Annotated in this window: 21 protein-coding genes; 12 read left to right on the top strand and 9 right to left on the bottom strand. The window is 31.7% G+C overall.

Annotated elements, in window-relative coordinates; genetic code table 11:
* Positions 1–113: 113 nt before the first annotated feature.
* Positions 114–1,826 carry a hypothetical protein gene (locus NEF87_RS03975; RefSeq protein WP_457918744.1) on the bottom strand — a complete coding sequence of 571 codons (1,713 nt, stop codon included), beginning with the start codon at positions 1,824–1,826 and terminating at the stop codon, positions 114–116.
* A 980-nt stretch (positions 1,827–2,806) separates the two neighbouring features.
* Between NEF87_RS03975 and NEF87_RS03980 the strand changes: the two genes are divergently transcribed.
* Together NEF87_RS03980 and NEF87_RS03985 are read left to right on the top strand one after the other, a co-directional pair.
* Positions 2,807–3,589, top strand: a complete 783-nt coding sequence (locus NEF87_RS03980) for a hypothetical protein (protein ID WP_457918745.1) — start codon at positions 2,807–2,809, stop codon at positions 3,587–3,589.
* A gap of 14 nt (positions 3,590–3,603) precedes the next feature.
* The gene (locus tag NEF87_RS03985) at positions 3,604–4,353 is read left to right on the top strand and encodes a hypothetical protein (RefSeq protein WP_371805102.1); all 750 of its coding nucleotides are present in this window, start codon (positions 3,604–3,606) and stop codon (positions 4,351–4,353) included.
* 14 nt (positions 4,354–4,367) lie between these two features.
* On the opposite strand, the gene NEF87_RS03990 is transcribed toward NEF87_RS03985, so the two are convergent.
* Complete coding sequence (locus tag NEF87_RS03990; protein WP_457918746.1) at positions 4,368–5,240, bottom strand: ADP-ribosylation factor-like protein; 873 nt, start codon at positions 5,238–5,240, stop codon at positions 4,368–4,370.
* Between the two features lie 259 nt (positions 5,241–5,499).
* On the opposite strand from NEF87_RS03990, the gene NEF87_RS03995 reads away from it, so the two are divergent.
* From NEF87_RS03995 to NEF87_RS04015, 5 genes are all read left to right on the top strand, one after another.
* Positions 5,500–6,432, top strand: a complete 933-nt coding sequence (locus tag NEF87_RS03995; RefSeq protein WP_457918747.1) for a CPBP family intramembrane glutamic endopeptidase — start codon at positions 5,500–5,502, stop codon at positions 6,430–6,432.
* 61 nt (positions 6,433–6,493) lie between these two features.
* Positions 6,494–7,288 (top strand): flavodoxin family protein, encoded by a 795-nt coding sequence (locus tag NEF87_RS04000; RefSeq protein ID WP_371805105.1) that lies wholly within the window; start codon positions 6,494–6,496, stop codon positions 7,286–7,288.
* A gap of 24 nt (positions 7,289–7,312) precedes the next feature.
* Entirely contained in the window at positions 7,313–8,146 is an 834-nt protein-coding gene (locus NEF87_RS04005; RefSeq protein ID WP_371805106.1) for a 2-oxo acid dehydrogenase subunit E2, read from the top strand.
* A gap of 15 nt (positions 8,147–8,161) precedes the next feature.
* Positions 8,162–9,019 (top strand): EFR1 family ferrodoxin, encoded by an 858-nt coding sequence (locus NEF87_RS04010; RefSeq protein ID WP_457918748.1) that lies wholly within the window; start codon positions 8,162–8,164, stop codon positions 9,017–9,019.
* The gene (locus tag NEF87_RS04015) at positions 9,012–9,824 is read left to right on the top strand and encodes an EFR1 family ferrodoxin (RefSeq protein WP_457918749.1); all 813 of its coding nucleotides are present in this window, start codon (positions 9,012–9,014) and stop codon (positions 9,822–9,824) included. The genes NEF87_RS04010 and NEF87_RS04015 overlap by 8 nt, the downstream gene beginning before the upstream one ends.
* 251 nt (positions 9,825–10,075) lie before the next feature.
* On the opposite strand, the gene NEF87_RS04020 is transcribed toward NEF87_RS04015, so the two are convergent.
* From NEF87_RS04020 to NEF87_RS04030, 3 genes are all read right to left on the bottom strand, one after another.
* Positions 10,076–11,500 (bottom strand): MBL fold metallo-hydrolase, encoded by a 1,425-nt coding sequence (locus NEF87_RS04020; protein WP_457918750.1) that lies wholly within the window; start codon positions 11,498–11,500, stop codon positions 10,076–10,078.
* A gap of 6 nt (positions 11,501–11,506) precedes the next feature.
* Positions 11,507–12,358: a type 1 glutamine amidotransferase domain-containing protein gene (locus NEF87_RS04025; RefSeq protein ID WP_457918751.1), complete on the bottom strand. Its 852-nt coding sequence runs from the start codon at positions 12,356–12,358 to the stop codon at positions 11,507–11,509.
* 61 nt (positions 12,359–12,419) lie between these two features.
* Complete coding sequence (locus tag NEF87_RS04030) at positions 12,420–13,049, bottom strand: TetR/AcrR family transcriptional regulator (protein WP_457918752.1); 630 nt, start codon at positions 13,047–13,049, stop codon at positions 12,420–12,422.
* Positions 13,050–13,469: 420 nt separating this feature from the next.
* Between NEF87_RS04030 and NEF87_RS04035 the strand changes: the two genes are divergently transcribed.
* A complete protein-coding gene (locus tag NEF87_RS04035; RefSeq protein WP_457918753.1) occupies positions 13,470–13,775 on the top strand; it encodes a TIGR04076 family protein in 306 nt (101 codons plus the stop codon).
* A 96-nt stretch (positions 13,776–13,871) separates the two neighbouring features.
* Here the strand turns inward: NEF87_RS04035 and NEF87_RS04040 are convergent, their stop codons facing one another.
* From NEF87_RS04040 to NEF87_RS04055, 4 genes are all read right to left on the bottom strand, one after another.
* Positions 13,872–14,729, bottom strand: coding sequence for an SDR family NAD(P)-dependent oxidoreductase (locus NEF87_RS04040; RefSeq protein ID WP_457918754.1), 858 nt, complete (start codon positions 14,727–14,729; stop codon positions 13,872–13,874).
* A gap of 291 nt (positions 14,730–15,020) precedes the next feature.
* Positions 15,021–16,112: an NAD-dependent epimerase/dehydratase family protein gene (locus tag NEF87_RS04045; protein ID WP_457918755.1), complete on the bottom strand. Its 1,092-nt coding sequence runs from the start codon at positions 16,110–16,112 to the stop codon at positions 15,021–15,023.
* A 49-nt stretch (positions 16,113–16,161) separates the two neighbouring features.
* Positions 16,162–16,416, bottom strand: a complete 255-nt coding sequence (locus NEF87_RS04050; RefSeq protein WP_457918756.1) for a 4Fe-4S dicluster domain-containing protein — start codon at positions 16,414–16,416, stop codon at positions 16,162–16,164.
* A 27-nt stretch (positions 16,417–16,443) separates the two neighbouring features.
* Positions 16,444–17,337, bottom strand: coding sequence for an ATP-binding protein (locus tag NEF87_RS04055; protein ID WP_457918757.1), 894 nt, complete (start codon positions 17,335–17,337; stop codon positions 16,444–16,446).
* Between the two features lie 493 nt (positions 17,338–17,830).
* On the opposite strand from NEF87_RS04055, the gene NEF87_RS04060 reads away from it, so the two are divergent.
* From NEF87_RS04060 to NEF87_RS04075, 4 genes are all read left to right on the top strand, one after another.
* Positions 17,831–18,535 (top strand): DUF4386 domain-containing protein, encoded by a 705-nt coding sequence (locus NEF87_RS04060; protein ID WP_457918758.1) that lies wholly within the window; start codon positions 17,831–17,833, stop codon positions 18,533–18,535.
* 85 nt (positions 18,536–18,620) lie between these two features.
* On the top strand, positions 18,621–19,223 hold the full coding sequence (locus NEF87_RS04065) for a TetR/AcrR family transcriptional regulator (RefSeq protein ID WP_457918759.1): 603 nt from the start codon (positions 18,621–18,623) through the stop codon (positions 19,221–19,223).
* A gap of 179 nt (positions 19,224–19,402) precedes the next feature.
* Positions 19,403–21,052, top strand: coding sequence for an anaerobic glycerol-3-phosphate dehydrogenase subunit A (gene glpA / locus NEF87_RS04070; protein WP_457918760.1), 1,650 nt, complete (start codon positions 19,403–19,405; stop codon positions 21,050–21,052).
* Entirely contained in the window at positions 21,049–22,368 is a 1,320-nt protein-coding gene (locus NEF87_RS04075; protein ID WP_457918761.1) for a hypothetical protein, read from the top strand. Before glpA ends, NEF87_RS04075 begins: the two co-directional genes overlap by 4 nt.
* Positions 22,369–22,392 lie beyond the last annotated feature (24 nt).

The following is a 22,392-nucleotide window of genomic DNA, read 5'->3' on the forward strand; positions in this document are numbered from 1 at the left end:
CATAAATGAATTATAATTCGAGTAAATTCTGAATAATTATTGAAAAATTGGAAAAATTGGAAAATAACTGTTCGGACAATAAATGAAAAAAATGTTTAATTTAATAAAAAAATTTAACTTTCTATTTCCTCTATAGGAATTTTTCTTGTTTTATCCATTACTTTTTTCAATTTATCGCCTAATTTTTGATAAACTGAGTATCCATAAAGAATTGTAACTAAAAAAAAGAGAGTTCCTTGAATAATATGAATCCGGCAAAAATTTATTAATGCAGTGTTCGGAAAGCTAGGTTTTATACCATAAATTGCGATTCCTTCAAAGATTTTTGTTCTATTTCCTTCATTAAGAAATCTTTGATAATAAGGAACAACAATATGATCATTAAAGATGAATTGGCCCATAATATCTTTTTCAAAACTTGTTATATTGCAATAAAAGATTGAATTCCAACAAAATCTATGTTGAATTGATTTACTTATTTTTCCGAGATTCCCATTATCAATCATATAACCGTAGAAGGATGAAGTAACAGGTTGATGTTTTGAACTATAGCGATGAGCTTCGCCTCCAATAGGGTCAAATGATGTTATTGCCCATAATGTATTGTGGTTATCGAGATGAAAACTACTAGCATTTATTATTTTTTTTGAGGAGATAAAAGAGAAATCGTTTATATTATAACGAACATAAAACGTTGCTTTAGTTTTTTCATAAGAATTTATTCTCATAATCATATTGTAGCTATCATTTCGGATATCCAAATATTGAAATTGAATCAAATTTGCATCCAAAAATGGCATATCGCTTTCGTCAATTAGATTTTCAATCTCTTTGGGAATTGAAATGGATTGATTAAATTTTATTCCTAAAGAATTAATTGCTAGTAAATGAGGGATTCCATCATAGAAATTTATAAAATAATAACTATCGTTAGAATATTCAATTATTGTAGGTGTTGAATAAAAAATCCTTCTAAAGTCTATAGTTAAAACATTCGTATATTCAAGTTGGGTAAGATCTTCATTCAGTTGAAAGTGGTAAATAGATGTTTGATTAGTTTCACGATTGGACACAGTTCCAATTAAGGTTTGATTCTTCAAAATACATTCCCTATCATAGAAATCATCGGAAATATTTTGTCCTATCAATGAGAATTCACTAGAATCCTTATCGGTTTCAAATAAAGCCCCATAATGTGTTTGTTCAAATTCATTCTTTTTGGTAGCAGTATTGAGTGTTAATCCCCCAATCAAAATGAAGGAACCACTAATAACTAGATAAGCTAAAATTATTCCTTTTGCTTCATTTTTTTCAATATTTTTGTTAGATTTCAAAGAATTTTGAGTGTCCTTAATTGTATTCTTAAATAGTGATTTAACACGTCTCGAAAATAGGAAAAATAGAAGCACAAAACAGTTTAAAATAAAATATATTATGTTTAGAATGAAACTCACCGTGGTATTGTTGGAAATACTACTAAAATTTGTGATAATATCGATCATTTGGTTTAAATCATATGAAATGAATAAACCAACCCAAATAAAATTCTGAAAGATTAAAATGAATCGGCCTATCATATTTTTGTTTGAAATAGAAATTCCAAGAATAATGAAGAAAATAAATATCACAGGTAGCATAAAATTGATTTCTAAATAAAGAAAATAATAAAAAAGCTGTTGTTGCGAATATTCTTCAGTTGGTTGCAAAATAGCAAAGAGTAAATTTCCTTGAAAAAGTATAAAACAGAAGATTAATCCAAGAATTCCAATGATTATATAAAATCTGGCAACGATCTTTACGATCATTTCTGTCTCTTTTTTTGACATATAACTTAAACGTAGTATAAACTAAATTTAAATTTTTTTCAATGGCTAACTTATTTTTATAGTTTTTAGAGAAAACTAAACAGAATCAGATAATGAAATTATTAATAAAAAAACAGAAATTATGGAGTTTAATTAATTAGTTTTTGGCGACTCTCGAGGGGAATCTTTCTCTAAGTCTGGCATTGTCAGATAGCCATTCTATATAGATTTTTAATATACTGTCAGCATGGGATTATATTGATATTAAAATTCCTAAATTTAATGTTTTGAAACAATTGAATTACTTTTCAGCTTCAATCAAATCCATGATCACTTGTTATTTGCTACTAAATCACAGATATCAGCTGATTATTTTAGGAAACTTACCGGTACCAATTTCTCAAGGCTTGGAAAAAAAATGATTAAGGTGGATAAAAAATCATGAACAATGAATTGGGTATCTCAATCTTCCATTACATACAATTCCAACTTCATTTACTCCTTCAATATTTGAACGCTGGTTATCTTCACTAGAATTGCTTGCAAGATATTTTCCATCATTTCCAGAAATGTATCATGAATCAATAAAGTGGTTGTGGAATCAGCAAATTAGTCCTGGTTTATGGGATTTTGGGAGAAGATATGTAGGATCTACATCATTTCCTTTATCGACAGATTGGAGAACAAAAAATAGAAAATTTCATGACTGGAGCGCACGAATGCTCTTTCTTTTTGTTTCAATAGCCTAATTAAAGCATAGTTAACGCGAAAATAGCTGTTTTCAAAGTAAATCGATCCTAATTCGAGTAAGGAATAAACGGATTGGGAGACTCATATCCAAGACCCATCTCCTTGGCAATAGCTAAAAGATTTCTTAGCTTCTTTTTTTTTATATATTAGAATATTTTACCTTATTAGCTATATAAATCAGTTTAAATATTTCATCTTGATTCATATGTAATAATTTTTAAAATCAATTCTATTATTATTAAATTATGCAAATGGGATCCGTACCTTTTTCCATCATAATTGCAAAATTTGATGATATCAAAGGTCCAATTTGCCTATTTGCACAAAAAAAAAATTTCTGTAATTTCCTTGGTAAACCATGCGATGAGATAACTAATAATTGGATTATGGATTCGTTTCAAATAAAAAAAGATATCTTCATTTTCGATGATACAGAATATTTTATCCAAGGAATTTCAATACATTCGGAAAATAAAGAAGTTAGAGGATTTAAAGATAGATACGCTATTCTAATTCGATCTGAAAAAAAATTGGGAATTTTAAAAAAAAAAATTATTAACTTAATAAAAAATGACTTTTTGAAGCTAATAGATACAAAAAAAATTGACAAGTTAAATTTATTTGTTGGTTTTGCAAATAAATGGACAGAAAAATTACAAAATATGGGAAGTATTACAGATATATTAGAAAAAGATGAAGAATTAAGAAAAGCTAAACATGAATTGAAAGAAACGAAGCAAATTTTTAAGCAAGCAAGTGAAAAATTTATTATCCAATACTTCGGAGGTCTCTTATCGAAAATGTTAGATAAAGAGGTAAAATCATCCCAAGGATTAATATATTTATGCCTTAAAGAAGCATTTAACAACAATAACAAGATAAAATTAGATTTCGCAAGCCTTAAGGAGATCTTTTTTAATAATTTGGATGAAAAATTAATTTCATTAAATTTCACTAACCATGATTTAATTATTAATTCGCTTATTGATGAATTAAGACAACATCAATCATTATTGATGATGATGAACATATAGAGTGTGAGAAACTATTGACAGATATATTAACTATAGTAGTAATGGGGGCAATTTTCTTAGCAATATTAAGTGCTTTCAGTTTAGGACTTTTTATGACAATAAAAGCACTTCAAACTGAATACTATGATATAATTTATTATGGAATTGGTATTTTCTGTATGGGTTTACTCTATATATTTGAATTAAGTGGTTTGAGATTTTTTCAAGAAACTGTAAAAGTCATTGGATTGTTCTTCTTCTTAATATTTTGCAAGAAAAGCTTTTATAATGAAAAATCACCAACTGTTTTCACTCTCCTATATATATATCATTTCATCCTTCTTTTTATTAATCCAATTTTGAGTTTAAACTATGATAGATTTGCCATTATAATTAATCTCTTTTTTGGTTCCAGTTTAATGTTTATTTTTTTATTAATCTCTATTGGAGCATGGGTCGACTATAAGAAAATAAAAGTACTAAATGTTGAACCTTTTCTTAAGATAAGATATTTATTAGTCAGTATGGCGAGTTTTCTATTTATAATAACTGGTAGTTCAATTATAATTGGGCACATTTTCCGTAAATATGGTAGTGATAACATTTATAATGTGACAGAATTGATAACTATTTTTTCAGCACTTTTGGCTTCTATAGTTTTTTATTTAGCATTTGTAGGACCGAAGAAATTTAGAAAAATCTTTAATCGAACATATAAATCAATAGATATAGATTACAATGGCTTTATCGAGCAGGAAATAATAGGAGATTTATTAGATAAATAGAAAAATCAATTCCATTAATATAATGGAGGGTTTTTTTGCAGTATTAGATTTTTTTGAAAAATGGTGAAAATGCTTGTTTTAAAAATTGAAATGCCTTGGTCAATTGGGACTAAATCCAATACTTTATTTAATATTTGTTGATTTAAAAAGTCGTTTGAGTATTTCTCTTTATCCAACCCAGGATCATATTTATGCAAGAACAAATTCAATTCAATTTTTAATTTATCTACGTGAATATTTTTTAATATAATTTCAAAATAAGATAGAGATTCTTCATAGCGATCAGTATCTTGAATATCTAATACATAGATTATTTTGTCTATGTTTTCTAGGACTTCATCAGGTTTATTTGTGAATAAATCGCGATAAACAACTTGTCCTCCAAATTCATGGTATATTACCTCAGGTCTATATTTGAATTCCATATTAAGATCATAAAGGATAGAAGACATATGCTGTTTTCCTTCAGTGGGTTTTAAATTCTGATTAATAAATGCAAGTAGATTTTTTTTACCTAAAAAAGAAAGCAAAATTGAAGTTTTCCCACTTTTATCTAATCCCATTAGAAGAATGTTTTCTTGGTTTTTAGTTTTTTTTGAAAAAAGAGACTCTTGAGTGGAAATAAACGATTCTAAATTTTCAAAAAGGGAATAAATTTGTTTATTCCTTACCATTATATATTTCCGCGTTCCAGATTTTTTAGAACTAATAATTCCTGCATTTTTTAGGATTTTTATTTGTTTAAAGGTAGTAGATCGACTACGCCCTATTTTTTGCTCAAGTTCTCCAATAGTTAGTGTACCCTTCTGAAGAACCGATAAAATTTCGAACCTTGTCTCATCTCCAATAATTTTGATTAGCTCTAACAGCTGCTGATTGTTGTTCATTTTTCTTAACTTTTTTTTCTATATTATATTAAACTATTTCAATATATATAAATGATTCGGACATTTAATGTTGTGAGATCTCGGACATTTAAAAATATTATTTGATTTCAAACAAAAATTTTCCAAAAAATAATAGAAAATTCATAAATATATAAGGATCTAAATATGTCATATGTTCGAGAGTCCGAAACATTTATATAATCTAATTGATATGAAATATTTATGATTAGAATTTTTTTTAAAAAAAACTGGGATGAAAATGATGAACACAATAGATGTAGAATTAAAACAATCAGAAACAAATGATAAAAACAATCCAATAAAAGGTAAGAAGCTAGATTCAAAAATGAATGTCTGGTCATTCTTTTTGATTACTTATTTAATAAGTTGGATTTTATGGCTTCCTGGGATTCTAAGAACATTTGTCCTTCCTGATATTTCAAGAGGGTTAGTAGAAGGATTAGCTATGTTAAGCACAATTGTTCCCAGTTGTGTTGGATTGGCTTTCATCTTCAAGGAAAATGGAAAAGAGGGACTTGTCCAAGTTTTGAAAAAATCTTTCGATTTTAAACATTACAAATGGTTACTCCCATCCTTACTTATCTACTTGGCACTTATAGTAATAAGTCACTTAATCAATCTCATAAGAAAAGTTCCCTTTCCTGTTGGTTATATATGGCAGGAATGGTGGATGATAATACCTCTCTATATTTTAATGTTAATTATTGGTGGTTCGATTGGAGAAGAATTTGGATGGAGAGGATATGCAGTCCCTGAACTACAAAAACAATTTAATGCCTATACATGTGCTCTTATAGTAGGGTTTCTCTGGGCATTTTGGCATATTCCCACTTTCTTTATTGATGGCGCCAATCAAAGGGATGAAGGATTACCATTTATTCCGTATGTAATAACACTTGTTTGCTTTACGATTATTATGGTATGGCAAATAAATATTTCAAAAAGTAGTTTAGTCCCTGCCTTTACACTACATACTTTGATTAATATTACAAACGAATTTTTTCCAATCCTAAATACTGATACGGGAGATTATAGTGCTTGGATCATTATTGATGTACTTTTAATTTTGTGCTGTATCCTAATTCCACTATTTTATCGAGTTGATAATTTTCAAAAACGAAAAAAAAGTCAATCAGATGACCCCCTTTCTGTCTCAAAAGAACTACAATAACGATATTTACAAATGAAAATGAAAAAAAAATACAAAAAAAAAAAAAAACGGGAAAACAAAAATGAATCAAATATTAGAATCAAAAATGAATGTAAAGGGACAAAGAAACCCAAAAATTGTGGCTATTTGTGGTAGTCCTCGAAAAGGTCTAACGAAAAAAGCTTTAGATCAAATGAGAGATCTTTATCCTGATATTAACTTGAAAATACTCATGCTTAAAGATCTCTCATTAAAACCTTGCCTTGGTTGTTATTCGTGTGTTTTAAAAGGAGAAGATCGTTGTCCCTTAAAGGATGACCGAAAAATCATTTTGCAAGATATGATTGATGCAGATGGAGTTATTTTCGCATCCCCTGTCTTTGTGAATACAATTACTGCCATGATGAAAAATTTCTTTGAAAGATTAGGATATCTTGCCCATAGACCAGTCTTCTTTGAGAAATATGCAATGGTCATGTCTGTCTGTGGAGGATTTGGAACGGAACCAGCTAATAAATATATGCAAGATATTGCCCAATCTTTTGGTTTCAACGTGGTTAATTCTTTGGAATTAAAGTACTCATCAAGATCAGAAAAGGAACATAATTATAATCTACAATTCATCAAAAAAGCGATGGTTGATTTATTAAATGGAATTAACACTCAAATCAAAACCAAACCCACAATAACTCAAGTAGTGATGTTCAATCTCTTTAAGTATATTTCATCTGTGAAAAAAGACTATTTTAGCGCAGACTACGAGTACTATAAGAGTAAATCAGGATTCTTTGATGAGAGAAAAATCAATTTCTTTTATAATTGGATCGCTAAACAACAAATTAAAAAATTTAAGAAAGATTTTGTTCAAAATCGATAAAAATAAAAACTTAAGGAGATTAAAATGAAAAAATCACACTCCACGTCATATACCACCATCCCATGGCCTAAAATTCGAACATTTGTAACCGATTATTTAGAAATGGGGATGAAGAAACACAACGTCCATGGTTACGGAGAAATTAATGTTACGGTTCCAAAATCAATCATTAAAACGATTTATGCCGAAACTAATGAGAAAATTTCATTCACTGCATATTTTGTACATTCTCTAGCAAAAGCAGTTGGAGAACACAAAATGATGCATGCGATGAAACGCAAGAACAAATTAGTAATTTTTGATGATGTTGATGTGGTCACGATTATCGAACGAGATATCAATGGGATGAAGTATCCACAATCTCATATCATTCGAAAAGCTGATAAGAAAACCCTAAGAGAAATTAATGATGAAATTCGTTCCGTTCAACAAAACCCCTCTCCTCAAAATGGATTCAAAAAACTAGACAAATTTGTGCAATTACCTCGCTTTATACGACGAATGCTCTGGAGATATCTCATGAACCATCCGAAGAAACAAAAAGAATCAATGGGAACCGTGGGGGTGTCATCAATTGGAATGTTCTCACGACAAAAAGGTTGGGGAATTCCAATTGCACTCCCTACTCTTAGTTTTACTCTAGGAGGAATATATCAAAAAAAATTTTCATCAAGGGATTCTAAACATAATTCTCAATTTGAAAATCAACTCTGTTATACAATGACAGTGGATCATGATATTATCGATGGTGCTCCTGCTGCGCGCTTTGTAACCCGATTAAGCAATATAATTGAAGACGCAGAAAGTCTTCAAACTATTTCTACCAAGATGATAGTTCCAAATTTTTTTGTAAAATAATTTAACGTGATGAAAATGCAAATTGAATTTAAAAATAATAAATCTGATACACAGAATAAAGTGGTTTTATCCTCGATTTTGTATATTTTTTCAGGAACAGGCAATTCGTTAAATGTTGCCCTGAAAATTAAAGAAAAAATGCCCGAATTCAAAATTATATCAATAGTTGATGCCTATGAAGCCAAAGAATTTGAAATCAAGGCTTCCAAAATCGGATTTGTGTTTCCAGTCTATTTTTTAGACATCCCAAATATTGTAAAGAAATTCTTTAAAAAAATGAATATCATTGGAAACCCCTATATTTTTACCATTGCAACGGCTGGAGGCAAAATTGGAAGAACTTTTAAAACTATCAGCAAAATACTCACCAAAATCGATCGAAAGATGGATGCAGAATATGGTGTAATTACTCCAGGTAATTCGATTGTTATGATAGATGAAACAGATACTAATGAAGAAAAGGAATTGAAATTAACGACTTCACGGCAAAGAATAGAGGAGATCATAAAGTCAATAAGAATCAATGAAAAAATATCTTTTCCAACTAAAAAGCGCACATTTGGGGAATTAATGTTGTCAGTTTCAGGAAAAATATTTCTTTACCGAGTATTTAGCGATAGACTATTTCGGGTCGATAAAGAATTATGTAAACAATGTGGAACTTGTGAATCCGTTTGTCCGATGCATAATATTAAATTGATAAACGGAAATCCGACATGGAATCGAAACTGCGAGTGTTGTGCCGCCTGTCTTCATTGGTGTCCGCATCAAGCCATCAATAATTTGAATACAAAAGGTGTCTCCCGGTATCATCACCCAGAAATATCTCTAAAGAAAATGAAATCGTTTAGTGAGGGCGTGAAACATGAGTAACAATAATAACATCAATAGTAAAGAGACCCTTTTGTTTGTTTTTTCAGGAACGGGAAATTCTTTGTATGTGGCGCAAAAAGTCCAATCTCATCTCACCCATAGTCGCATAATTTCGCTCTCAAAAGCCCTAAGCGAACAGAAATTGGAATGGTCTGCACCTCAAATCGGGTTTATTTTCCCCGTGTACTTCCGAGATATTCCCCATGTGGTGGAAAAATTCTTAAAGAATATTTCTATTAAAGATAATCCCTATCTATTTGCTATCGCCACAAATGGGGGTGAAGGGGGTCATCCCTTCAAGCTTATGAATAAAATTCTTCACAAACAAGAGAAAAAACTTAATGCAGGATTTTTACTTGCAATGCCCCAAAATTCAATTGTGGGTGTTGATAAATTGCATAAACACGAAGAAATAATCCAAATTCTGGATAGCTCAGAAATGGTGATTTCAGATATTATTGAATGTATTCTTCAAAACCAAGAGAATCAAAAGGATTTTGTGAAACCTACACTATCCAATCGCATGATGGCTTGGGGAGGGAAATTCTCTATGTTTCGAGTTCTTAATGATCGGAAATTTCGGGTGGATGAAGAAAAATGCATTGGATGTGGAATATGCCAACGAGTGTGTCCCATGGAAAATATCGAATTAATTGACAAGAAACCAAAATGGAACCATAATTGCGAGTGCTGCACTGCTTGTATTCATTGGTGTCCACGTCAAGCCGTAGTGAATGTAGGGACCGAAGGAAAACCGCGATATCATCATCCTGAAATTTCAGTAAAGCAAATTAGCTCCTATTAAATTTTTGAAATAAGGAACTATTGATTTTTTTTCTTATACATTTTTCAACTAACCGGTCATAATTTTATGGTTTTTAACAATTTACACCCAATCTTAAAATTATAATAGGGTTGGCGGCTCTCGAGGGGAATCGCTCTTCTTGTTAGACAATTGTCAGACAGAACAACATAAACAAAAAAAAAAATAGTGCACATTTTGCTTAGTTTTCATTGAATTATACCTCATTTCAATTCAAAAAAAAAAAATAGGAATTATGTTTGAATAGGTTCTTTGGTTTTATCCACCTTTTTTTCTGCTTGAGGGATTTTCCTAGTCTTCTTCAATATCAAAATGCTCCAAATGAGAATAACTGCTTCAACGAGAAAATTGAATGCTGTCCGACCGTTAAATCCCGCGTGAATGAATTCACTAATTCGAGTTAGAAGAAGTAAACTCATAACTACTGCCACTACGGTTATGAGGATTGGTGCTTTTAATTCTTTCTTTTTACTTATCTTCCGTCCTACAACGAACATGAGGATTAACATAAGCAAGGAGATCACAATTATAACAACTGGAGGGAACTGGGCCACATCCTTCAAAAGATTTGTAGTAATAATTACCTCAGAATATTTAGGCATACTGATAAAAAAACCATCATATCCAATGGCAATCTCACCATCAAAAATTTTAGCAGCATCCCCTATAAATAATCTCTCAGCAATCTGAGATTCGGGGAGTGGTGGAATCATATGAGTATAAACTAAAAATTCAACATTTGCATTTTTAGCTGTTGTTGCTGCATCTTCTGGGGACATATGATAATCTTGGATATCGGTTAAAATAATTTCTCCATTACTTATACTAGAGCCACCTTCACTAGTTGCTTCATTAATCATTTGGACAACTTCAGCATTTAACGCTTCACAAATAAGTAAATCAGCATTCGCTGATTGTGCTTCTAAATTTTCAGAATACACAGAATCACCGCTAATTACAACACTCCGACCCTTGTATTCGAATTTATATCCCACTGCAGGTTCCACGGGATAATGATTTACGTTAAACATGGTGATAACAATACCTGCTTCATTAAAGATCTCCATACCCGCCATAGTGTCATTACTTATTAGAATAGGGTATGCTATACCACCACTTCCATTTATTGACACATTTTCTTCACCGTGATGTGCCGTCCTATAGGTAGCATCTAATTCGAAGGCATCATTAAACCCATCTACTACTGATGTAACTCCAGGTGGACCGTATATATGTAAAGGTGCGCTATTTCCTTCGGTAGCCCATCTTTGTAGCATTAATTCTCCCAAATCGGCAATGTGGTCTGAATGAAAGTGAGTCAAAAATACTGCGTCTATTAAACCAGGAGAAATCCCTGATAGCAAAAGATTTCTAGTTGAACCAGATCCTGAATCGACAATGAAATGTTTATCACCAGCAATTACCAAATTTGATGGACCAACCCGATCTGGATCAGACATTGGGGATCCAGTGCCTAATAACATTACATGAAGCCCTTGATCTATATCAGGATACGATCTTTGGGACCGAGCAGCCGTATTTACAATTTGTCTAGTTAACCAACTTGGAGGATTTGACAAAATGATCCCAATCCCCACAGATAATCCTAAAAGGATAGTTAAACTTATTCCTAGGGTAATTTTCTGATTCTTTTGCATTCAGTCTCAACTCCCATAATACACTAGCTTCATCATTTCATATGCGGTTTCCGCGCCATCATTTTGATTTTGTCCAGTAACAATCTGGTTCGATTCATCAATGGCTACCCAACTTGCAAACATATCCCGGAAGGCAGTCGCACTAACAAAATTGGCCCCTGCTTCTCTCAGTGCGGTTTCTGGATGTAGAGGTGTGTGGGAAATTCCTAACTCTTCAATTTGTTTATCCGTCACAGCAGTCATTGTTCGACCTTCAACTAATGGATTTCCTTCAGTATCATTCGCTTGTAAAAATCCTAATGCTCCATGACACACTGAACCCAAAATAACTCCACTTGCATAGGCTTCAGTAATTTTTTGACCAAGAATAGCAGATTGCCCTAAATCATAGGCAGCACCCCATCCTCCAGCCATATACACTACATCATATTCGGAAAAATTGATATTGTCAATAATTAATGAATTTTCCACTTTATCTAACAGATCAGCATCGTTTAAGAAACGCTTATCTTGCTCTGTCCTGAGAGGCCATTTCGTACTTACTGGTTCAACCGGGATTTCTCCTCCTTGAATACTTGCTACATCTACTGACATGCCTGCATCCAAAAATGAATAATATGGAACAGTCATTTCTGAAGCAAATACACCAGTAGCTTCCCCTGTTGCATCTAAAGTATCATGACTGGTAGTGATAACTAACGCTTTCTTACCACTCATATCAAAAATTTCGTCCCCTTCGAAATGTGGATGAAGACCCATACCTCGTAGTATTGATGGCAGTAATATTGTTGTCGTACTGAGTACCACCAAAAATATTGCACATACGATTAGGGCAGTTCTTTTTCTCTTTGTCATCATTGTTACTTCACCTTTTTTTGTTTGTTGTTTTGGTTTATAAAAAAAATTGCACAAATTACCATCATATCATTTTAAAATTACCATTTTCAAATAAAATGTGTAATGCTTGTCTCAACTCAGCCAACATATTATCTAACTGGGGTTTTTGCTGTGTTAGCAAATACTTGAACTTATATTCAAAACGAATACCTTGAGAGATATGAATAAGCATTTCTGTAGTTTGGTGAGTATCGGGAGAATTAATCTCACCATTTTGTTTAGCATCCTCAAGAACAGATTGAATCATTTCACGTTCTAATTTTAAAATTTTAAAGAGTTTCTCCTTAAGTTCTGGTAAAACTCGTTTTAAATTTAAATCACTTAATTGCTCAGTGATAATATTTTCATGGAAAAAATTTAGTCTCAAGCTAAACAATTCGATTAATTTTTCTTTAATCGGGGACCTTTTAGAAAAAATCTCTTCATATTTAAGTCTAAGCTTACTTAATTCATTTAAAAGGCATTCTACATAAATTTGTTCCTTTCCATTTTTGAAATAATAGTAAATATTTGCCTGACTTTGCCCTATTTCATTCCCAATTTCCACGATAGTTGTTTTTTTATAACCATTTTTTCTGAAAATTCCCCATGCTGCACTAATGATTTCATTTTTCTTGTTTTCAATCCTGGTAGGAGATGGTTTTCGAGGCATTTTTTAACTATTTTTTTATAATAAATATTAATTTATATAATTATTGATTTTATAAAATAATGAAAAATCTCAAGGAGAGAGCCGATCAAGAATAACCATAGGTAACACAAAATCTCGTTCTCATTCAACAAAGAATTTTAATACACCAAGAATTTTTCAGATTCTTCCATATGTCCTTAGAGAAAAATCTTGAAAGATGAAATCCGATACAAATATTATACTCCGGTGTTACATGGGTAATACAACCTTATGTATTACACCTGTGATACGAGTAGAACCGCTCTCGAGGGGAATCGATTTTAAAAGAAATTTTTTTACAACATAGCTTTTATTAATAATCAAATAGATAATTTTGTAGAACATTGAATTTATACTTCAAAATATCTATAATCTCTGATTTATTCAAGGAAATGTGATCTTATGTTAAAAAAAGTTAAAATTACTGTAATTCAACGTAGCGTGAATAAAGAGTTAGCTGAACAGCATCGCAGGGAAATTCCCCCAATTTGTAGTGTATTTGAAGAAGGACAAGAATTTATTGTAGACTCGTTCGAAAAACCTGCAAATTTCTGCGATTGGGCATGGATGGATATCCAGCGGGTTATTATTTCTTTCTTGTTTGACGGGAATTTGAGCCATTTTTCTTCCAATCCGAACGAATTTGTGATGTGTTGTACCGATGCTTATCGGCCAGTGAGCTTTAAAATTGAAAAAATTAATGATTAAAAGCTTTTGCTCATAAGAAAATAGGTCTTAACTCAAGTTTAACTCTAAAGGTGGTTCTCGAAGGGATTCGAAGAAAAAATCACATTTTTTGATTAATCATTCAATTACATCTGAGGCAATACATCTTTCAGGTTGAGAACCATCTAGATCTGTAAAACCATATTCCCTCGCTAAATTTCCAACATACAATACTTTGCTTGTTTTTTCCTTAATATTTGGGTCTGTAAGTAAAGAAACTACTGCTTTACCAATGTATCGGGTTGATTCAGTTTTTTTTAGAATTTCTATTTCTTTATAGTTATAATCATCAACCAGATATTCACGTTTGATTTTTTCAGTTCTCATCCATCCTGGAGATAGTGATAAGACAGCTATGTTATATTTTTTCAATTCCAGAGCCATGCAGTATGCTAACCTATTTACGGCATTTTTAGCGACATTATAGGGGAGAGGTGTAAAAAACCGACCTTCATCCCAAAAAGTAGTATTAATAATCAATCCGTACTTATGTTCCATCATTATTGGTGCAATATATTTGCTTGTTAGAAAATGCGCACGGACTCCACTATTGAACATCTTATCCCATCTCCATAGCGGTTGTTTCCAAAAATTATCATCAAAAGTGTTATCATACCTTTCATATCCTCCCCATACATTATTAACCAAAAGATCTACTTTACCAAATTTTTCTTTTATCATTCGACTTACTTTGATTATATCATCTTCTTTCGTATGATCACACATAATTGGATGACATTTGCCTCCTACTTCTTCAACCAATTGTGCAGTTTCATTCAAAGTTTCTGGATTTTTTTCTGTAAAATTATGATTTAAACTTCTTCCGGTGACTACTACTGTAGCACCCTGTTGCCCTAATTCAAGTGCGATCCCACGTCCAGCACCTCTGGTTCCTCCAGTAACAATACAAATTGCATCCTTTAGATTAGAAATCATTATTTAAATTTGGAACAGTTACTATATAAATTATGAGTAAAAATATTAAAACAAAATAAAGAGAAAGTAGGGTACCAATCTTTATAAAAAAAACACGTGAAATTACAAAAGTGGCAGCTCTCGAGGGGAATCGAACCTATTGTAAGACTTAGGTGAGAATAAATTTCCAATCATAAAGAGAAGTCTTGTTTTTAATCCCAAATAAACTAAATATCAAAATTATCCATAACGAGATTTTTCATCATTACTTTGAATTTCACTATGATTCCGTGCTTGATTTAATAAATCCGGTCAGAAAGAATAGTTCTGTTTAAACCATTCGACTGTTTTTTTAAATGCAGTCTCTTTTGAGATGATCGGTGCATATCCAAAATCAAGAGAAGCTTGTTTGCTTATAAATGTATGATCCAAGCAAGTTTGAACAACTGAGAAACGATTCAATGTTGCTTTGGGATACACTTTTTCAATGAGAGAAGCAAGAAAATAAGCAACTCGATAGGGAACTTTCCGTGTGGGAATGCAAAGGCCAAATTCTTGTAAATATGGTATCATGAAATCAAAAATATTTTCCCCTGGATAATCTGTAATAAAGTAGTGTTTTCCAGCAATATTAGATTCTGGAGAAAGCTTTTGTGCTGCTAAAAAATGAGCATATGCCGCATTTTCAGAATAAAGATGACTAAATTTAGCACACCCATTCCCAAGACGAAATTTATTCTTTTTTTGTGCCATTTTAATAAAATTTGCAAGATGATATTTATCTCCAGGACCATACATTCCAACTGGACGCAATGCACAAGTATTCAAGCCATTTTTTCCGTTGGCTTCAAGAACTAGCTGTTCTGCAATTATTTTGCTGCGAGAATAGTGATCTTTCGGGAGCTTATCAGGATAACTCATTGAATCATCAACATTGCAGTAGGCTTTTTTTTCATCCGAACAGACCACATCCATCGTACTGGTGTAAATTAATCTAGGAATGTGCAGTTCTTGACAAATTTGAACAACATTTTGGTTCCCAGTCACATTCACATCATAATAGGTGGATTTTGGCAATTTTGGGTCCCAAATTGCTGCTGCTGTTTGAAACACAGTATCTATATTTCGACAATTGTCTTCCACTTGCTCAATCTTTGTAATATCACCTAGTTGAAAATTCGGATGATTTGTTGAATTACTGATATCCATGATTTTTACGGAGATATCTTGATTTTCGAGTATTTGGACTAAAGCCCTTCCTAATAAACCGGTCCCACCAATAACAAGACAGTTACCCAAATCTTGCTTTTGATAAGTCTTTTCTGTGGCTTGATTAGTTAAATTATCGGTAAATTTTTCTGATTTCAGGTCATTTAAGGGATTTATAGATGAAATTTCGTTCATTTGTTCTCACTTTTTTAGTTTTGGAAGTATCGATAATCAAATTTTAAAATTATTTAATTTGAATTGCATGTTCTGGGCATTTTTCAACACATTGCATACAGCGGGTACATAACGAAGGATATAAGGGTGTAATCCTCCAATATTGTGGATCAAGGGGATCATCTTTTTGAAATAATTTCAATGATTGATGCAAGAGAAACAATGCAGGAGGGCAAATCTTCATACATATAGCACACTGACGAGGATCAATTTTGTGCCCATCTCCACAGATATCATAATTTATTTGAATTTTTGTTTTTTTCATTCATTGTGGCTTCCATTTAAGAAATAATTAATATCTTCCGCGCACGGCTTCCATTTCATTTCGGGGAATTATTTTAAGGGCATCAAATTTGCAAGCATGCATACAAACCCCACATCCATAACAGAGGTGAGGATCAATTTCGGTTTGCTTTAAGTTTTCATTAAAACTTATTGCTCCAAATTGACACTTCAGAACACATTGTTTGCATCCTTGACAATTATTTTCGTTATGCACCACCACATATTCGCCTTTATAAATAGATTTGATCCCAAAATCCAATCGAGGTCGAAATCCAGCACATTCTGGCGATTTGCAAGCGCAAAGATTGTTGATTAGGGGGTATGCACCATACCAAATCGTTCCAACATATCCTTTTTTATTAAATTCTGTAAATTTCCGAATTGCTTCTTCTTTAGAAATTCGGAATTGACTTTCATCGGGCTCTGGGATAAAGCGGGGAAGTTTATCAATAACATCACTCATAACCCCAAAATTAATACAACACGCTTCTTTCTCTGCTCTACTCATAAATCGGCACATGCAATATTTCATAATAATTGTATTTTCATCAACACACCGATCTAAAATCGCAATCGCATCATCGAGGGGAACTACTTGACCAATGTGCCCCTCGGCTTTGAATGGATTAAAAGTGGTTTTTTTTGTGTGTAACATGCGTTCTGCAAAAGTTTTGATCAAACGCCCCACAAGAGGAATTTGCATTTTATACCCTAAACCAACTGCGCTAAATCCTGCAACTTGTCGAACTTGCATCGCTTCAAAAGTTTTGTATTGCTCAAGCAGAAATTCTTTCAAAAAAGCTTCATCTTTACCCATTTCTTCAAGAACTTCTGCTGTATAGTTTTTTGCATTCAAATACCATTTTCCAGCAGAACCATGTTGCAGACAATGATCACACATACCTTGCTTATTTCTTAAGCAGAATCAAATTTAAACATTGAGGGTGAATCGTAATAAATAGAGCCAATTTTGCGAAATTCTTTTTCAATCTTCTCTATATAGTAGAATAGGTTAGTCTACATGGTTTTTTACATCACTTCTACATATAGATTAATTTTTTTTTTTGCCAATACATGAAAATGCCTAAGTTGGTAAAATCCATGAAAATGATTTTAAGATATATAATTGACCCAATTATAACATTTATTGGTTTTAGCTATTTAAAATTCACCTTCTTGCTATTTTTTGAAGGATTGGAATTAAATATTATTCAGATTATTAGAGATGGATTCTATAGCAATAAAATTTTTTTTAAATCTAAAAAAAAATAACCTTCATTGCATTGTATTTTAGGAAAATTTAATTTGAATTACTGACTAAAAAAGTCAGTTATTCAGATTTTTATATCGTATTTAGAATCATGAATAATCACAATTAAAAAAGTGAGAATAAAATGGACTCAATACAATCATATCAGAAACAAGCACGCGCAAGCGGAATACTTTTCTTAATGGCAATCCTTACGGGAATTATTGGCGCAGTCCTTTTCGGAGGTCTTTCCAATTTTGGAGCCGATATTACCCAGTTTTCGGAAAATCGATTGAAGATACTCTTTGGCAGCTTCATGATACTATTAATGGGGATAGCATGCGCCAGCATTGCAATTCCATTATATCCAATAATGAAAAAACAAAATCAACCAATGGCACTCGCAGCTGTAAGTTTTCGACTTTTAGAAAGTGTGTCTCACATCTTTAATGTTATACTTTTCTTAGTTTTATTAAATCTCAGTTCTGAATATGCTGCTTCCGAGGTATCGAATCAATCCTACTATGTGATTTTAAATTCTACTCTAAGTGATTTAAGTGATTCCCTTTCACTAATCGGAACAATTTGTTTTAACATTGGAGCATTGATGTATAGTTTAATAATTTATCAAACCAAACTTCTTCCAAGATGGATGGCAAGCTTTGCTCTAGTTGGCATCTTTTTAGCCTTGATGAATCAGATTCTCGTGTTCTTCGGTGTATACACAGATTCTAGTATTATTGCAACAATGTTTCATCTTCCGACATTAGTTTATGAATTAATTTTCGGTTTCACAATGGTGATAAAAGGATTTAATGTAGAAGCTATTCAGCAGTTGGATCAAAAGTAAAACCAAATTACAAAATGAAAACACAATTTAACTCCCAAACTTTTTTTTAATAATTCATATAAATTTGCATGGTTTTTGGTAGAGAATGAAGCAAGATAAGCGAAAACTCATTTTAACTGCGGCTGAACAGTGTTTTGCCAAGTATGGTTATAAAAAAACCACTATGGAAGATATTAGTCATATTGTTGGCCTCAGTAAGGCTGCAATGTATTACTATTTTAATAATAAAGGTGAAATTTATATTACTATAGTTACTGATGCTTATAGAACCCTCGTAAGAGAATTAAGGGAAGAAATTGAAAAAGATCTATCTTGTGACAAAAAAATTATCAAATATTTTCAAAAACGGCTTGAATGGCTCTATAAGCAATCGTATATTCTTACTCAAATCACCCAAGATGAATTAATTGCATTTAATAATTTCGGAGGAGGAATAGTTGAAGAAATTGGGATGGAAGAACGAAAAATTTTGATGAAGGTTCTTCAAAAGTGTATAAATGACAGTATTTTCAGAAAATTTGATGTAGAAAAAGTATCAAACTATCTCTTTATTTTAGTAGATGGAATATATAATTTTTATCAACCATCAACGAGTATGGAAATTATGACTCAAGAAAGAAATGAAGTAATCAAAAACGACATATCAACAGCACTTCAACTTTTTATTCGAGGAATGAAACCAGATTGATATACGAAATTTTTATTAAAAATTTGCTATGGATCTAAAGGAAAAACTTGATTATCGTAAATATTATTCAACTAAATAATAGGTTATTGATGTTCAGATATTGATATCATAATCAATTCATATTAAAAAAATAAGTATTAAATGAATTATAAATAAAGTATCAATAACGTGAAAATTCCATGCAAGATAAATTAAATTATAATGCAATAATTATAGGAGGGGGTGCAACTGGGGCAGGAATCGCGAGGGATCTATCATTGCGAGGGCTCAAAGTAATTGTATTTGAAAAAAAGGACATTGCAGAAGGAACTACAGGAAGATGTCATGGTTTATTACATTCAGGTGCTAGATATGTTAAAAGTGATCCAGTTGCGGCAAAAGAATGTTCAAAGGAAAACAAAATTTTAAAGAATATAGCCCCCCATATAATAGATCCTTGCAATGGTTATTTTGTGGGATTTGAAGGCGATGATCCTGATTATATAAAACATTTTCCACAATATTGCCTTGAATCAGGGGTTGAGTGTGAGGAAATTTCATTATCAACATTTAAAACTTTAGAACCAGAATGTAGTGATGAGATTATCAAAGTATATAAAGTTTCAGATGCTTATATCGATCCTTTCTTATTAACGTATTACAATATATTAGATGCTGAAAAACATGGAGCGAAAATTCATCCATACACGAAGGTTATTGATATTGTTAGAGATAAACAGAAAATAATTGGTGTCAAGACCAAAAATATGCAAAATGGGGAAGTCCAAAATTATTATGGGGAGATTATAGTCAATGCTACTGGACCATGGGCCAATGAAATTGAAGAAAAATTACATGTTTCAGAACCTTTACAACTAATTCCCATGATGGGCACCCTTATTATATATGATAAACGATTGGTAAATTCCGTTATTAATCGATTAGTATATCCGAAAGATGGTGATATAATTGTTCCATCACATCAATCCATAATAGTTGGAACAACGTCTATTCAAGTTAAATCAAATGACATTGATTCTGTTAGCCCTACAGATTCGGAAATTCAACAGTTAAAGGATGCGGGAGCTAAATTAATTCCTAAATTAGAAAAATCTCGCATGTTGCGGTACTATTCTGGAGTGCGACCTTTAGTTAAACTAGACCAAACAAAAAAGAAAGAAAGAGAGCGAGAACTTTCAAATATCTCTCGAAAATATGTTATTGTGGATTATGAAGAACAAGGATTTCCGGGTTTGATTACTGTTTTTGGGGGAAAAATGACCACTTACCGATTAATGGCCGAAGAAATTTCAAATTTGGTTTGTTCAAAACTTGGAAATACTTCAAAATGCATTACTCATGAAAAAATACTACCTGGCGGGAAAAATAGTTACTCGAAGATAGAATTGAAAACACTATTAGAAACTGATGACAAAAATGCTTTTGATATAAGTTTAAAATGGGGCTCTTTCATAGAAGAAATGACCGAAATCTGCCAAGAATGTTTGAATGGCAAATGGAAAATTATCAACGATCGTATTATTTGTAAATGTGAATCAGTGTCTGAATCAGAAATCCGCTGGGTTAAAGAAAATCTTCATGTATCGCGAATCGATGACTACAGAAGAAGAACACGGCAAGGAATGGGAAGATGTCAAGGGCAATTTTGTCTTTTTAAAATTGCAGATATCGAAACTCAATTGACTACAAAATCCCATGCTCAAATTATCGAAGAATTAAAAGAGGCACTATTCAAGCGCTGGAAAACGGAACAGTGGTCTGATCAAAATATGAAAAGGCAAATAAAATTATCAAAATTTATGTATCTCTTTGGAGGGGGATTAAATTGAATCAAAATTTAAAACCTTCAAACACCATTGAAAAAGACTGTGATGTTTGTATCATTGGGGATGGATTTGCAGGGTTAAATACGGCACGTTTAATGGTTAAGGGTAACTTCAAAACAAATATTGTATCATTAGGAACGGGAGCATCAAATTTTTGGCTTGGTTCTGTGAATATTTTAAAATCAATTGATAATTCCAAGGGATTTAATTTCAATTCATTTATTAAAAATAACCCAAAACATCCATTTCAATTTACCAATTCTGAATTGATCCAAGAAGCCTTAAAGGAATTCTACTCAGAGATGTCAGAATTGACTCCATTTAGAAATGAAGATTCAAAATTTACAAACAAACATATTTTAAGTCCATTTGGAACAATGAAGCAAACGAATGGAAAATGGAACTCAATATTTAGCGATTTCAAAAATCTGAAAGAAAATGCGGAAGTTTATTTAGTAGATTTCAAAGAATTTGATCTTTCTTCAATGAATTTAGTTGCTAAAGGACTTATGGAAAAATTTAAGGGCGACTATCAAGTGATTGAAGTTTCATTGAAAGAAGTATTTGAAAAAATCAAACCTAATTTCTTCACAAAATCGTATTCGGCCTTTTTATCGCCAAAGATGGTTGCAAATTTTTTCGATTCCAATAAAGAAAATATGGATCCGTTAATTGATATAATTCGGCCGCTCATCTATAAAAAAGAGCCTACAACAATAGATCCTATAAGGATAATCTTATTTCCACCAATAATGGGCTTACTCCATAATGATCTAATATTAAAAAATATTTCATTAAAACTTGATTGCCAGACCTATGAATTAATTTCTTTAACCCCTTCAATAATTGCAGAGCGATTAAATCTATCTTTTAAAAAAAGAATTGATAATAAGAATTCGTTGATTAAGATGGATAAAGGATACGCCTTAAAAACATTAATTAAGACAGATGAGGGATTCAATTGTGTCTTTGAGAACAAAAAGCATGAAAACATGATGATCCATTCAAAATATGTGATTATTGCTTGTGGTTCCATTTTTGCTGAAGGGCAATTCAAACTTTTTATAGAAAACTCACTACCGAATGAAAGCGATGTTCAAGATCTCATTCTATCCAAAAATTTTGAATTAGTTAGCACAGAAGTTTCAAAAGATGCAACTTCTTTTATGGATACCGGAAAAATTTTTGCAGCAGGAAGTTCTATCTTTTTGTTTTCCCCCGAGATCACAGACGACGATGAAATTCTAAATGAAACCGGAATGGGAACGGTAATAATCCCCGCTTATCAAATATTTAAGGAATTGACGAAAATAGAATAAAAGTGACGAATTAGAATTCTATGG

The organism is Candidatus Lokiarchaeum ossiferum, assembly GCA_025839675.1.
GTDB classification, from domain to species: domain Archaea; phylum Asgardarchaeota; class Lokiarchaeia; order Sigyniarchaeales; family Promethearchaeaceae; genus Lokiarchaeum; species Lokiarchaeum ossiferum.

Excerpts from the sequence above, each read along its gene's own strand:
- NEF87_RS04050 (WP_457918756.1), bottom strand. The coding sequence starts at position 16,416 with ATGAAAAAAACAAAAATTCAAATAAATTATGATATCTGTGGAGATGGG.
- NEF87_RS04045 (WP_457918755.1), bottom strand. The coding sequence starts at position 16,112 with ATGAACGAAATTTCATCTATAAATCCCTTAAATGACCTGAAATCAGAA.
- NEF87_RS04055 (WP_457918757.1), bottom strand. The coding sequence starts at position 17,337 with ATGTGTGATCATTGTCTGCAACATGGTTCTGCTGGAAAATGGTATTTG.
- NEF87_RS04025 (WP_457918751.1), bottom strand. The coding sequence starts at position 12,358 with ATGATGACAAAGAGAAAAAGAACTGCCCTAATCGTATGTGCAATATTT.
- NEF87_RS04060 (WP_457918758.1), top strand. The coding sequence starts at position 17,831 with ATGGACTCAATACAATCATATCAGAAACAAGCACGCGCAAGCGGAATA.
- NEF87_RS04035 (WP_457918753.1), top strand. The coding sequence starts at position 13,470 with ATGTTAAAAAAAGTTAAAATTACTGTAATTCAACGTAGCGTGAATAAA.
- NEF87_RS04000 (WP_371805105.1), top strand. The coding sequence starts at position 6,494 with ATGAATCAAATATTAGAATCAAAAATGAATGTAAAGGGACAAAGAAAC.
- NEF87_RS03975 (WP_457918744.1), bottom strand. The coding sequence starts at position 1,826 with ATGTCAAAAAAAGAGACAGAAATGATCGTAAAGATCGTTGCCAGATTT.
- NEF87_RS04030 (WP_457918752.1), bottom strand. The coding sequence starts at position 13,049 with ATGCCTCGAAAACCATCTCCTACCAGGATTGAAAACAAGAAAAATGAA.
- NEF87_RS03995 (WP_457918747.1), top strand. The coding sequence starts at position 5,500 with ATGATGAACACAATAGATGTAGAATTAAAACAATCAGAAACAAATGAT.
- NEF87_RS04010 (WP_457918748.1), top strand. The coding sequence starts at position 8,162 with ATGCAAATTGAATTTAAAAATAATAAATCTGATACACAGAATAAAGTG.
- NEF87_RS04065 (WP_457918759.1), top strand. The coding sequence starts at position 18,621 with ATGAAGCAAGATAAGCGAAAACTCATTTTAACTGCGGCTGAACAGTGT.
- NEF87_RS04020 (WP_457918750.1), bottom strand. The coding sequence starts at position 11,500 with ATGCAAAAGAATCAGAAAATTACCCTAGGAATAAGTTTAACTATCCTT.
- NEF87_RS03980 (WP_457918745.1), top strand. The coding sequence starts at position 2,807 with ATGGGATCCGTACCTTTTTCCATCATAATTGCAAAATTTGATGATATC.
- NEF87_RS04015 (WP_457918749.1), top strand. The coding sequence starts at position 9,012 with ATGAGTAACAATAATAACATCAATAGTAAAGAGACCCTTTTGTTTGTT.
- NEF87_RS04040 (WP_457918754.1), bottom strand. The coding sequence starts at position 14,729 with ATGATTTCTAATCTAAAGGATGCAATTTGTATTGTTACTGGAGGAACC.
- NEF87_RS04005 (WP_371805106.1), top strand. The coding sequence starts at position 7,313 with ATGAAAAAATCACACTCCACGTCATATACCACCATCCCATGGCCTAAA.
- NEF87_RS03990 (WP_457918746.1), bottom strand. The coding sequence starts at position 5,240 with ATGAACAACAATCAGCAGCTGTTAGAGCTAATCAAAATTATTGGAGAT.
- glpA (WP_457918760.1), top strand. The coding sequence starts at position 19,403 with ATGCAAGATAAATTAAATTATAATGCAATAATTATAGGAGGGGGTGCA.